10 protein-coding genes and 1 pseudogene are annotated in these 12349 nt (G+C 75.4%); 9 read left to right on the plus strand and 2 right to left on the minus strand.

Annotated elements, in window-relative coordinates:
- The first annotated feature begins 44 nt into the window (after nt 1–44).
- From ACJTNH_RS13180 to ACJTNH_RS13200, 5 genes are all read left to right on the plus strand, one after another.
- Nucleotides 45–2615 (plus strand): EAL domain-containing protein, encoded by a 2571-nt coding sequence (locus ACJTNH_RS13180; protein ID WP_458176351.1) that lies wholly within the window; start codon nt 45–47, stop codon nt 2613–2615.
- 36 nt (nt 2616–2651) lie between these two features.
- Nucleotides 2652–3515 carry an alpha/beta fold hydrolase gene (locus ACJTNH_RS13185; RefSeq protein ID WP_458176353.1) on the plus strand — a complete coding sequence of 288 codons (864 nt, stop codon included), beginning with the start codon at nt 2652–2654 and terminating at the stop codon, nt 3513–3515.
- Between the two features lie 172 nt (nt 3516–3687).
- A complete protein-coding gene (locus ACJTNH_RS13190; RefSeq protein WP_458176355.1) occupies nt 3688–4251 on the plus strand; it encodes an MFS transporter in 564 nt (187 codons plus the stop codon).
- A gap of 74 nt (nt 4252–4325) precedes the next feature.
- The gene (locus ACJTNH_RS13195; protein WP_458176371.1) at nt 4326–6086 is read left to right on the plus strand and encodes a SpoIIE family protein phosphatase; all 1761 of its coding nucleotides are present in this window, start codon (nt 4326–4328) and stop codon (nt 6084–6086) included.
- A 29-nt stretch (nt 6087–6115) separates the two neighbouring features.
- Nucleotides 6116–7195 (plus strand): NAD-dependent epimerase/dehydratase family protein, encoded by a 1080-nt coding sequence (locus ACJTNH_RS13200; RefSeq protein WP_458176357.1) that lies wholly within the window; start codon nt 6116–6118, stop codon nt 7193–7195.
- 67 nt (nt 7196–7262) lie between these two features.
- On the opposite strand, the gene ACJTNH_RS13205 is transcribed toward ACJTNH_RS13200, so the two are convergent.
- Entirely contained in the window at nt 7263–8420 is a 1158-nt protein-coding gene (locus tag ACJTNH_RS13205; protein ID WP_458176359.1) for an acyl-CoA dehydrogenase family protein, read from the minus strand.
- Between the two features lie 139 nt (nt 8421–8559).
- Here ACJTNH_RS13205 and ACJTNH_RS13210 point away from each other — a divergent pair, with 139 nt between their 5' ends.
- A complete protein-coding gene (locus ACJTNH_RS13210) occupies nt 8560–9120 on the plus strand; it encodes a copper chaperone PCu(A)C (protein WP_458176361.1) in 561 nt (186 codons plus the stop codon).
- 105 nt (nt 9121–9225) lie between these two features.
- On the opposite strand, the gene ACJTNH_RS13215 is transcribed toward ACJTNH_RS13210, so the two are convergent.
- Nucleotides 9226–10080, minus strand: coding sequence for an aldo/keto reductase (locus ACJTNH_RS13215; RefSeq protein ID WP_458176363.1), 855 nt, complete (start codon nt 10078–10080; stop codon nt 9226–9228).
- 160 nt (nt 10081–10240) lie between these two features.
- Here ACJTNH_RS13215 and ACJTNH_RS13220 point away from each other — a divergent pair, with 160 nt between their 5' ends.
- The 3 genes and pseudogenes from ACJTNH_RS13220 to ACJTNH_RS13230 form a co-directional block, all read left to right on the plus strand.
- Nucleotides 10241–11503: an MFS transporter gene (locus ACJTNH_RS13220; RefSeq protein ID WP_458176365.1), complete on the plus strand. Its 1263-nt coding sequence runs from the start codon at nt 10241–10243 to the stop codon at nt 11501–11503.
- Nucleotides 11496–12095 carry a histidine phosphatase family protein gene (locus tag ACJTNH_RS13225; RefSeq protein WP_458176367.1) on the plus strand — a complete coding sequence of 200 codons (600 nt, stop codon included), beginning with the start codon at nt 11496–11498 and terminating at the stop codon, nt 12093–12095. Before ACJTNH_RS13220 ends, ACJTNH_RS13225 begins: the two co-directional genes overlap by 8 nt.
- A 70-nt stretch (nt 12096–12165) precedes the next feature.
- Nucleotides 12166–12349: pseudogene (locus ACJTNH_RS13230) on the plus strand (IS30 family transposase); the annotation flags it as partial.

Raw genomic sequence — 12349 nt, forward strand, 5'->3', positions numbered from 1 at the left:
CGCGTCACCACGGACGGGGACCACGAGAGGCAGGCACAGCGAGGATGACCAGCACCGGGACGACGCTCGACGCCGCCCTCCCCGGCGGCGTGCTGCAGGTCGCGCTCACCGCAGAGCTGGCCCTGACCCAGACCGAGGCGACCCTCGGTTCGCTCGCACTGCCGGCACACCGGGTGCCGGCGACCACCACGATGGCGGCGCTGGACAGCATGTTCCGGCGCGATGCGACGCTGCGCTGGGTCGTCGTCGACGCGCCCGGCGCACCCCTGCTGGTCAGCCGGACGTGGTTCGAGGTGACCATGACCGGCCGGCTCGGCTACGGCCGCTTGCTGCACCAGCGGCGCCGGGTCTCCGACGGCGCGCCGCCGCCGGCCCTGGAGTTCCCGGTCGACTGCCCGGTGGCCCGGGTGGCCGCCGCGGTCATCCACCGCCGCGCGTCCGGTGACCACCTGCTCGACGGGGTGCTGGTCAGCTGGCCCGACGGGCGGCTCGGGGTCGCCCCGGTGACCGCCGTCTTCGAGCAGCTCGCCCAGCAGTACGCCTACCAGGCGCTGCACGACCCGCTCACCGGGCTGCCCAACCGGCTGTTCCTGCTCGAGCGGCTGCGCCAGGCCCACGCGGCGGGCACCCCCGGGGTGCTGTTCTTCATCGACCTGGACCGCTTCAAGGACGTCAACGACCACCTCGGCCACGGCGCCGGCGACGAGGTGCTGGTCGAGTTCTCCGCCCGGCTGCGCACCGTCGCCCGCACCGACGACCTCGTCGTCCGGCTCAGCGGCGACGAGTTCGCGGTGCTCACCGCGGCGCCGCTGACCACCGCGCAGAGCACGGCGCTGGCCGAGCGGATCGTGCTGACCGCCGCCGCGCCCTTCGTGCTCACCCCGCGCGGGACCGTCGAGGTCGGCGAGCAGCTGGTCAGCCTCGGCGCCAGCGTGGGCGTCGACGCCGGCGCGGACTCCCCCGACGCCCTGCTGCACCAGGCCGACCTGGCGATGTACCGGGCGAAGTCGCTCGGCCGGGGCCGGGTGGCCCACTTCGGCACCGAGCTGCTGGAGGACGCCGAGGACACCACCGCCGTCCGGGCCCGGCACGAGATGGAACGGCGGCTGCGCCAGGCCATCGAGGCTCGCTCGCTGGCACTGCACTACCAGCCGGTCGTCTCCCTGCCGTCGGCCCGGGTGACCGGTGTCGAGGCGCTGGCGCGCTGGGAGGACGACGAGCTGGGCCGGGTGCCCCCCGACCAGTTCATCCCGCTCGCCGAGCGCACCGGCCTGATCGTCGACCTGGGCCGCTGGGTGCTGCGCACCGCCTGCGAGGAGGCGGCCGGCTGGCCCACCGGCCCCTCCGGTGTGCCGCCGACCGTCGCGGTGAACGTCTCGCCGGTGCAGCTCGCCCAGCGCGGGTTCATCGACGACGTCACCCAGGCGCTCACCGACAGCGGCCTGGCCCCCGACCGGCTGTGCCTGGAGATCACCGAGACCGCGGCGATCACCGACCTCGCCGCCACCGCCGCCCGCCTTCAGCAGGTGCGCGACCTCGGCGTCCGGCTCGCGCTGGACGACTTCGGCACCGGGCACTCGGCGCTCAGCCTGCTGCGGGCCCTGCCGGTGCACCTGGTCAAGGTCGACCGCTCGTTCATCGAACGGGTCACCAGCGACACCGCCGACGCCGTGCTCGCGCGGCTGGTCATCGAGGCCGCGCACAGCCTGGGGCGCCGGGTCTGCGCCGAGGGCGTGGAGACCACCGAGCAGGCCCAGCAGCTGGTCGCGATGGGCTGCGACTCCGCGCAGGGCTGGCTGTTCGGCCGGCCCGAGCCCGCCTCCGCCCGGCTCACCGCCCTGCTCACCTCCCGGTCGCTGGCCGAGCCGCTGGCCGAGGGCGCCGTCCTGCCGCTGGGCGGCAACGACGAGCTCGTGCTCGTCACCACCCCCGAGCGGGTCATCACCTACGCCTCGGCCGGCAGCGGCCCCATCCTCGGCTGGCTGCCGCAGGAGCTGGTCGGCACGTCGGTGGCCCAGCTGCTGCACCCCGACGACGTGGCCCGTCTCGCCGTCGACCCGGAGTTCGCCGCCCGCCACGCGGAGGGCCGGGGCGTGCACCGGGCAGTGCACCGCGACGGCACGGTGCGCTGGCTGCAGAGCGAGACCCGCCGGCTGGTCGGCGAGGACGGCGCCGTGCGGGAGGTGCTGTCGGTGTCCAAGGACGTGACCGCCACGGTCGCCGCCCGCCGGGCCCTGGCCGACAGCGAGCTGATGTTCCGGCACGCCTTCGACGACGCCCCGATCGGCATGCTGCTGGCCCGCCCGGACGGCTCGCTGCTGCGGGCCAACCGGGCCATGGCCACCCTGCTGGGCACGCCCACCGAGCAGCTGCACGGCCAGCGGGTGCAGGACCTCACGCCCCTGCACGACCGGCCCACGCAGACCGCCGCCCTCAGCGAGCTGTTCGGGCGGGCGTCGGGCCGGACGCAGCTGTCCACCAGCTTCCGGCACGCCGACGGCTCGCAGGTGCCGGTCAGCGTGCGGGTCTCGGTGGTCCGCGACTCCGACGGGCAGCCCACGTCGGTCTTCGCCCACGTCGTCCCCGAGCCCGCGCCAGCGGTCGTCCCCGCCTGAGCGTGGGAGCTGCCCGGACCGGGCACACAGCCCGGCATGGACACCTTCCGCCGGGACGACCTGGTCTTCGACGTCCGTGACTCCGGCCCGGCCGGCGGCGAGCCGGTCGTCCTGCTGCACGGCTTCCCGCAGGACGGCGGGGCCTTCGACCGGCTGGCACCGGTGCTGCACTCGGCCGGGCTGCGCACCCTCGCCCCCGACCAGCGCGGCTACTCCCCGGGGGCGCGGCCGCCAGGACGGTCGGCGTACACGCTGCGCGAGGTGGTCGACGACGTGCTGGCCCTGCTGGACGCCGCCGGGCTGTCCAGGGCGCACGTGGTCGGGCACGACTGGGGCGGCGTCGCGGCGTGGGCGCTGGCCGCCTGGCACCCGTGGCGGGTCAGCACGCTGACCGCGCTGTCGGTGCCGCACCCGGCCGCCATGACGCAGGCGGTGCTGCACAGCGACCAGGGCCTGCGGTCGGGCTACATCGGGTTCTTCCAGCTGCCCGCCGTGCCCGAGGGCCTGCTGCTGGCCCGCCAGGGCGCGGTGCTGCGCCGGATGCTCCGCCGGGGTGGGCTGCCCGATGACCTGGTCGACCACTACGTCGACCGGATGCGGGAGCCGGGCGCGTTGACCGCGGCGCTGAACTGGTACCGCGCGTTGCCGCTGCCCGGCGCCCCGGTGGGCACCGTCACGGTGCCGACGCTGCACGTGTGGGGCGCCCGGGACGCGTTCCTCGGCCGCACGGCCACCGAGGCCACCCGGGAGTTCGTCACGGCCCGCTACGCGCTGGAGGTGCTCGAGGACGTCGACCACTGGCTCCCCGAGCTGGCCGCCGAGCGCGTCGGCGAGCTGGTCACCGCGCACGTGCGCACCGCGCAGCGGGGAGATGACCGACCCGACGCACCCCGCGGGTAGCGGCAGGCGATGAGCGCCGAACACCTCTCCGGCGACCCGCCGGCACTGACCCGGGCCGCCCGGCTCGACCGGCTGCCCTTCACCCGGGAGCACCGCCGCCTGGTCGTCGGGTCCGGGGTCGGGGGCGCTGTGGGCAGCGGGCACCGCGGGGCGCACCGCCGCGCTGTGGGGCGTGTGGTTCAGCATCAACTTCGCCTACTACGGGGCGTTCATCTGGCTGCCCACCCTGCTGGTGGCCAACGGCTTCTCGCTGGTGCGGTCCTTCGGCTTCACCCTGCTGATCACCCTGGCCCAGCTGCCCGGGTACGCCGCGGCCGCGCTGCTGATCGAGCGGTGGGGCCGGCGGCCGACCCTGGCGGTCTTCCTGCTCGGCTCGGCCGCCGGTGCGGCGCTGTTCGCCGGGGCAGGCGGGGAGACCGCGGTGCTGGTCACCGGGATGGTCCTGTCGTTCTCCAACCTCGGCGCCTGGGGGGCGCTCTACGCGGTGACGCCGGAGGTCTACCCGACCCCGCTGCGGGCCACCGGCGCCGGGGCGGCGGCGGGGTTCGGCCGGATCGCCTCCATCGCCGCGCCGCTGAGCGTGCCCCGGCTGCTCGAGGCCGGCGGCACGGGCCTGGTGTTCGGCACCTTCGCCGCCTTCTTCCTCCTCGGCGCGCTGGCCGCCTGGGGCCTGCCGGAGCTGCGTGGCAAGGTGCTGGAGGACACGCCAGCCGCAGCCGGCCGGGCTGCACCCTGACGGGCCTCCTACATGCTCGGCCCGGTTCGGCACGGTGAGCCCAGGCCCACCACCCCGACAGGACAGGAGCCGTCATCCAGCCACCCGCAACCGACTCCGTCACCGAGGACGCGCCCGCCGGCGGTGGTGCGCCGGCCTGGTTCCGCGCGCTCCACGACACGCCCCTGGCGCTGCTCGTGATCTGCCGCACCGACGGCACCCTCCTCGACGCCAACCGCGCGGCGTTCGAGGGCTGCGGGCTGTCCGCGACCGAGCAGATCGGCCGGCCGTTCTGGGCGACCGACTGGTGGGCCGGCGATCCCGCCGTCCAGCAGCAGGTCCGCGACTGGTGCACCCAGGTCGCCGCGGGAGGGCCTCCGGTGCGCGGCCGGACGCCGTACACCTGCGCCGACGGCACCGAGCGGCTGCTGGACCTGACCGTGCAGCTGGTGCACGACCAGGCCACCGGGGTCGGCTACCTGCTGCCCAGCGGCACCGACGTCACCGACCGGCAGGCCGCCGACCGCGCCGCCGCGCAGGCCACCGCCGCCGAGGCCGAGGCCGAGGCACTGCGCCGGCTGGACGCCGCCCGCTCCGCCGACCTGTCCGCCCTCCGCGCGGTGGAGGCGCAGCTGTCCCGGGCGCTGGAGCTGTCGGAGAAGGTGCTGGCCAACACCGCCGACGGCATCTACGGGCTGGACACCTCGGGCCGCGTCGAGTTCGTCAACCCCGCGGCGGAACGGATCACCGGCCGCAGCCGGGCCGAACAGCTCGGCGGCGAGCAGCACTCCCTGATCCACGGCCGCCGCCGGGACGGCTCCCCCTACCCGGTCGAGGAGTGCCCGATCTGGCGGGCGCTGCGCACCGGCACCCGGGTGGTGGCCGACGACGAGGTGTTCTGGCACCGCGACGGCACGCCGGTGCCGGTCGAGCTGGTCGCCGTCCCGACCGTCGAGGACGGCGCGGTGACCGGGGTGGTCGTCTCCTTCCGCGACCTGACCGACCGGCTGGCCGCCGCCGAGCAGGCCGCCGAGCTGCACCGGCTGGCCGAGCAGGCGGCCACCGAGCGGGCGCTGTCGGACCGGCTGCAGCAGGCGCTGCTCACCCCGCCGCCGGAGCCGGACCACCTGCACGTCGTGGTCCGCTACCAGCCGGCGGCGCACGGCGCCCAGGTCGGCGGCGACTGGTACGACGCCTTCCTGCAGCCGGACGGGGCGACCGTGCTGGTGATCGGTGACGTGGTCGGGCACGACAGCCGGGCCGCCGCGGCGATGGGCCAGTGGCGGGGGCTGATGCGGGCGCTGGCCTACGACCACGCCGGCGACCTGCCCGCCGTCCTCCAGCGGGCCGAGCGGACGGCGGAGGGCCTGGCGGTGAGCACCCTGGCCACCGCGCTGCTGGCCCGGATCGAACGACGGCCCGGCTCCCCGACCCGGCTGCTCCGCTGGGCCAGCGCGGGCCACCTGCCGCCGCTGCTGCTCTCCCCCGACGGCACGAGCACCCTGCTGGAGACCCGGCCCGACCTGATGCTGGGCGTGGCGCCGGACATCGTCCGGGCCGACCACGAGGCGCCGCTGCCCGACCACGCCACGCTGCTGCTGTTCACCGACGGGCTGGTCGAGCGCAGGGGATCGGACCTGGACGCCGGGCTCGCCGCGCTGCAGGCGGCGCTGGCCGACCTGGGTCGCGCACCGCTGGCCGAGCTCTGCGACACGCTGCTGACCCGCCTGGTGCCGGAGAACGCCGCCGACGACGTCGCGCTGATCGCGGTGCGGCTGTACCCGGAGGACCGGCCGCGCCCCGCGGAGGCCGGCCCGCGCCGGCTGCCGCCGACCCATCGGACCGGGGACGGGTGACTGCCGCGCCGCAGGGGTAGCGGTCCGGCATGGCTGAGACACCCAGCGGACTCCTCTCGGGCGCGACCGTGGCGATCACCGGCGCGAGCGGCAACGTCGGGACGGCGCTGCTGCGCCGGCTCGCCGACGCCGGCGTCACCGAGGTGCGGGGCCTGGCCCGGCGTCGGCCGCCGCAGACGGAGCCCTACGCCGGGGTGCGCTGGTACACCGCCGACCTGCAGTCCCCCGACAGCGAGGCGGTGCTGGCCGAGTTCCTGGACGGGGTCGACGCCGTCGTGCACCTGGCCTGGGCGCTGGTCCCCGACCGCGAGCCGGAGGTGCTGCACGCGGTGAACATCGAGGGCACCCGCCGGGTGCTGGCGGCCGCCGGCGCCGCCGGGGTGCCGCACGTGGTGCACATGTCCTCGATCGGCACCTACGCCGCCGGCCCGCAGACCCACCCGGTGGGCGAGGACTGGCCGGCCACCGGTGTGCCCAGCTCGCAGTACAGCCGGCAGAAGGTCGAGTGCGAGCGGATGGTGGCCGAGTTCGACGCCGCGCACCCCGACGTCACCGTCTCGGTGACCCGCCCGACGCTGGTGCTGCAGCCCGACGCGGCCAGCGAGATCGGCCGCTACTTCCTCGGCCCGATCGCCTTCCCGGCCGCCCGCGCGCTGCCCGGCGCCGTGGCCAGGCTGCTGCCGCTGCCGCTGCCGGGCTCGCTGCACCTGGGCTTCGTGCACGCCGACGACGTCGCCGACGCGATCGCCCGGATCCTCGACCGGCGGGCACCGGGGCCGTTCAACATCTCGGCACCGCCCCACTTCGACGCCGACGGGCTGGCCCGGGCGCTCGGTGTCCGGCGGGTGCCGGTGCCGGCCGCCGTGCTCCGGGCCGGCATGCAGGGGGCGTTCCTGGCCCACGTGCTGCAGATCGAGCCGGGCTGGCTGGACCTCGGGCTGGGCGTGCCGCCGCTGGACACCACGCGGGCACGCAGCGAGCTGGGGTGGCGGGCCACGCACAACGGCGGGGACCTGCTGCGCGAGTTCGTGGCCGCGCTGGGCAGCGGTCAGGGGCACACCGGCCCGCTGCTGCACGGCGGCACCGGCCCCGAGCACACCCCCGCCTAGCCCGCGGGCCGGCCCCCTCGCAGGGGCCCGCCGCGAGCCTGCGAGCGGTGGGGGGCGAGGGGGTCCTTCACCAGCTCCGGGGCATGCCGGCGGCGCGGAGCAGCGCGCCGCCGATGATCACCTTCTGCACCTCGCTGGTGCCCTCGTAGAGCCGGTAGAGCCGGGCGTCGCGGTAGAAGCGCTCGACCGGCGTGGTGCGCAGGTAGCCCAGTCCGCCGTGCACCTGCACCGCACGGTCGGTGGCCCGGCCGACCATCTCGCTGCAGAACAGCTTCGCCGCCGAGGGGCCCACCGAGGTGTCCTCGCCGGAGTCGTAGCGGGCGGCGACGTCGACGACCATGCTGCGGGCGGCCAGCAGCTCGGTGTGCATGTCGGCGAGCATCGCCTGCACCAGCTGGAACCGACCGATCGGCGCCCCACCCTGCTTGGCGGTGGCGGCGTAGGCGACCGACTCGTCGAGCACCCGCTGCGCCATGCCGACGCACAGCGCGGCGATGTGCAGCCGGCCGCGGGAGAGCACGGTCAGCGCCTTCGCGTAGCCGCGCCCCTCCTCGCCGATCAGAGCCGAGGCGGGCACCCGGGCCTCGTCGAAGAACACCTCCGCCGTCCAGGCGCCGGACTGGCCCATCTTCTTGTCCCGCGGGCCGACGGTGACCCCGGGGGCGGTGGCGTCCACGACGAAGGTGGAGATGCCGCGGCCACCGCGCTCGGCCGGGTCGGTGCGGGCGAAGACGACGAACAGGTCGGCGATCGGCGCGTTGGTGATGTAGCGCTTGCCCCCGCTGATCACCCACTCGTCGCCGTCCCGGCGGGCGGTGGTGCGCAGCCCGGCCGGGTCGGAGCCGGCCTCGGCCTCGGTGAGCGCGAAGGAGCCGATCAGCTCCCCGGCCGCCAGCCGCGGGAGGTAGGTCTTCTGCTGCTCCTCGTCACCGAACTTGGCGATCACCTGCCCGGCGATGCCGTTGTTGGTGCCGAACAGCGAGCGGAACGCCGGCGTCGTGTAGCCGAACTCGAAGGCCAGCTGCACGTCCTCGCTCATCGTGACGCCGAGCCCGCCGTGCTCCTCGGGCAGCGCGTAGCCGAACAGCCCCATCTCGGCGGCGGCGGCGTGCAGCTCGTCGGGGATGCGGTCGTGGAGGTCGATCTCCTCCTCGCGGGGGACGACCACCTCCCGCACCAGCTGGCGAACGGCGTCCTTGACCTGGCGGAAGACATCGGTGTCCACGCCGACATGGTGCCGCGCCGGCACCGGCGGCGCACCCGACCTTACGAACAGATGACGTCGGGGCTCCCGTCGCGCCGGCCGGCCACCCGCGGGTACCCCACGGGCAGCCGACCGACAGAGGACGACGAAGAGGACGACGATGAGCGAGCACACCGCACGCCGCTGGGCCCCGGTGCTGGCGCTGGCCGCCGCGCTGAGCACCGCCGCCTGCAGCAACGACGTGCCCAGCGAGACCCCGGGGGTCGAGGTGCCGGGCGGGAACGCCATGGCCGACGAGCGGGTCAGCGAGGACGTCAAGGTCACCGACGTCGAGCTGCCCTACCCCCCGGACGGCGTCTGGGAGGCCGGCGCTGACGTCGAGCTGCAGATGGCGATCAGCAACACCGGCCCGACCGAGGCCCGGCTGGTCGGGGTGACCGGCGAGGGGTTCACCGACGTGCGGGACGCCGACGGCACCACCGGCGTGGACCTCACCATCCCGGCCGGCGAGACGGTGCTGCTCGGCGACGACGGGGTCGCGCGGCTCACCGTGGTCGGGCTGACCCAGAGCCTGCGCTCGGCCCAGGCGGTGCCGGTGACGCTGGAGTTCGCCGACGCCGGCACGGTCGACGTGGAGGCCACCGTCTCACCCGAGGAGCCGGACCCCGGCGACGAGACGGGCGTCCCGGAGCCGGGGGGCGTGACCACCAGCGGCGGCTGACCCGCCCGAGGACGCACACCGTCCCGGTGCCCGCGGCAGGAACCGCGACCACCGGGACGGTGTGGGACCGCCCCGCCGCCGGCCGGTGGGCGGCGGGGCCGGCGCTCAGGCCAGGGCGTCCAGCCGGGCGACCTCGTCGGCGGAGAGGGTGAGCTGCGCGGCGCCCATGTTCTCGGTGAGGTGCTCGACCGACTTGGTGCCCGGGATGGGCAGGATGACCGGCGACTTCTGCAGCAGCCAGGCCAGCGCCACCTGCGACGGCGTGGCGTCGAGCTCCTCGGCCACCGCAGCGACCGGGCTGTCGGGCTTGGCCAGGTCACCGGTGGCGATCGGGAACCACGGGATGAAGGCGATGCCCTCGGCGGTGGCGTAGTCCAGCACGTCCTGCGACTGCCGGTTGGTCAGGTTGTACAGGTTCTGCACGCTCACGATCTCGGTGATCTCGCGGGCTGCCTTGAGCTCGTCGACGGAGACCTCGGAGACGCCGATGTGCCGGACCTTGCCCTGCTCCTTGAGGTCGGCGAACGCGCCGAGCTGGTCGGCCAGCGGCACCTGCGGGTCGATGCGGTGCAGCTGGATCAGGTCGATCCGGTCGACCTTGAGGTTGCGCAGCGAGAGCTCGACCTGCTGGGTGAGGTACTCCGGGCGCCCGCAGACCGGCCACACGCCGGGGCCGGTGCGGGTCAGCCCGGCCTTGGTGCCGATGACCAGGCCGTCGGGGTACGGGAACGCCGCCTCGGCGATGATCTGCTCGCTGACCTGCGGGCCGTAGGAGTCGGCGGTGTCGATGAAGTCGACGCCCTGCTCGAGGGCGGCCCGCACGACGGCCAGCGCGCCCGCGCGGTCGGCCGGCTCGCCCCAGACGCCGGGCCCGGTGAGCTGCATGGCGCCGTAGCCGAGGCGGTGGACGGTGAGGTCGCCGCCGAGGTCGAAGGTGAGCGGCGTGGTGGCGGTGGTCATGGGTCCTCCTGAGGTCGACAGCCCCCGGTCCGTGCCGCGGGGGTCCTGTTGCGCACAAGCGACCGAGCCCACCAGTCCTTCCCGACACCACCCGCTGTGACCGGCTGCACAGCCCGGCCCCGCCGTCCTGACCCGATCCGGCCTGGAGGAAGGTGGACCGGTGCAACGAGGACGACGGCCCGGGACGGCGGCCCTGCCGCTCCTGCTGCTGGCCGGCGTGCTGCTGGTCGCGCTGAACCTGCGGGGCCCGCTGGTCGCGGTCGCCCCGGTCACCGACGCGCTGCGCGCCGACCTGCGCATCGGGGCCGGCATCATCGGGCTGCTGACCAGCATCCCGGTGCTGTGCTTCGGGCTGGCCGCGCCCCTGGCCTCGCTGCTCATCGCCCGCACCGGCGTGCACCGGGCCGTCGTCGTCTCGATGGCCGGGGTGCTCGCCGGCACCCTGGTGCGCTCGCTGGGCAGCCCGGAGGCGGCGATCGCCGGCACGGTGGTCATCGGGCTGGCCATCACGATCGGCAACGTCGTCGTCCCGGTGGTGATCGGCCGGGACTTCCCCGGCGCAACCAACGTGGTCACCGCCGCCTACACCGCGGCCCTCAACATCGGCTCGACCCTGACCTCCGCGCTCACCGCACCCCTGGCCGACCTGGTCGGCTGGCAGGCGGCGCTGGCCGCCTGGGGGCTGCTGGTCGTCGTCGCGGCCACCGTCTGGACCGCCGGCCTGCGCCGCCAGACCGCCCGGGCCGCCGCCGCCGAGGCGGCCGGCACCGCGCCACCGCCGCCCGCCGCGGTCGCACCCGGCCGGTCGGTGTGGCGCCAGCCGGCGGCCTGGGGGCTGACGCTGGCCTTCGCCGGCCAGGCGTTCAGCTACTACGGCGCGACGGCCTGGCTGCCCACGTTGCTGGCCGACGAGAACGGGATGTCCCGGGCGGAGGCGGGCGTCAGCTCGTCGCTGTTCCAGGTGCTGGCCGTCGTGGGCGCGTTCTCCGTGCCGGCGTTGGTGGCCTGGTGGGGGCGTCCGTCGCTGGTGCTGCTGGCCGTCACGGTCGTGTGGGCGACCCTCCCGGTCGGGCTGCTCGTCGCGCCGGCTGCATGGCCGCTGTGGTGCGGCCTGGCCGGGATCGCGCAGGGCGGCGGGATCACCGTCGTCTTCATCGCCATCGTGCGCCGCTCCCGCGACCTGACCGAGAACCGGCGACTGTCGGCGATGGTGCAGGGTGGGGGCTACGCCGTCGCGGCGACCGGTCCGCTGGTCATCGGAGCGGCACACGAGGCGACCGGCGGTTGGACACTGCCGCTGCTGGTCATCCTCGGCGCAGTGGTCGTGATGGCCGTCGCGGGCACCACGTCCGCCGGCGGCCGCACCGGGAACGAGAACGCGGGGCCGGAACCGGTGCCCGCAGGGGAGGCACGTCGTGGGTGAGATCGTCGTCGTCCGGCACGGAGCGACGGAGTGGAGCACGAGCGGCCAGCACACCGGCCTGACCGACCTCCCCCTGCTGCCCGGCGGTGAGGACGATGCCCGCCGGGTGGCACCGGTGCTCGCGCAGCGGGAGATCACCCACGCCTTCGTCAGCCCGCTGGTGCGGGCCCGGCGCACCGCGGAGCTGGCCGGGCTGTTCGACGGCGGCATCGAGACCGTCATCGAGCCGGACCTGGTCGAGGTCGACTACGGCCGCTGGGAGGGCAAGACCACCCCGGAGATCCGCGAGGAGCTGGGGTCGTCGTGGTCGCTGTGGGCCGACGGCACGGAGCCCGGCGACACCCCCGGGGAGTCGCTGGCGCAGGTCGCCGAACGCGTCGACCGGGTGCTGGCGAAGGCACGCCCGCTGCTGGCCGACGGGGACGTCGCGCTGGTCGCGCACGGGCACCTGCTGCGGATCCTCACCGCCCGCTGGCTCGGCTTCGGCCCGGAGCGCGGCGCGCTGTTCCCGCTGGCCACCGGCCGGTACGGCGTGCTCGGCTTCGAGCACGACTGGCCGGCGCTCACCGGCTGGAACACCGGCTGCCCCTGAGCTGCGCGCTGGTGATCAGGTGACTCGAGTTCAGGCGGTGCTTGCAACACCCTGATGGAGGGGTGTGCTGGTGGCGGTCACGCGGGAGAAGGAGCGGGCGTTCTGGCGGGCGGTGGTCTGGGAGGGCGCGTCGACATCGGCGGCTGCTGCTGCGGCGAGGGTGACGGGGTCGACGGCGCGGCGGTGGTTCCGGGACCGTGGTGGGGTGACGCCTTTGGACCTCGATGAGCTGTCCGGCCGGTATCTGTCACTGT

It is taken from the genome of Modestobacter lacusdianchii, assembly GCF_054177765.1.

Excerpts from the sequence above, each read along its gene's own strand:
- ACJTNH_RS13185 (WP_458176353.1), top strand. The coding sequence starts at position 2,652 with ATGGACACCTTCCGCCGGGACGACCTGGTCTTCGACGTCCGTGACTCC.
- ACJTNH_RS13180 (WP_458176351.1), top strand. The coding sequence starts at position 45 with ATGACCAGCACCGGGACGACGCTCGACGCCGCCCTCCCCGGCGGCGTG.
- ACJTNH_RS13200 (WP_458176357.1), top strand. The coding sequence starts at position 6,116 with ATGGCTGAGACACCCAGCGGACTCCTCTCGGGCGCGACCGTGGCGATC.
- ACJTNH_RS13210 (WP_458176361.1), top strand. The coding sequence starts at position 8,560 with ATGAGCGAGCACACCGCACGCCGCTGGGCCCCGGTGCTGGCGCTGGCC.
- ACJTNH_RS13215 (WP_458176363.1), bottom strand. The coding sequence starts at position 10,080 with ATGACCACCGCCACCACGCCGCTCACCTTCGACCTCGGCGGCGACCTC.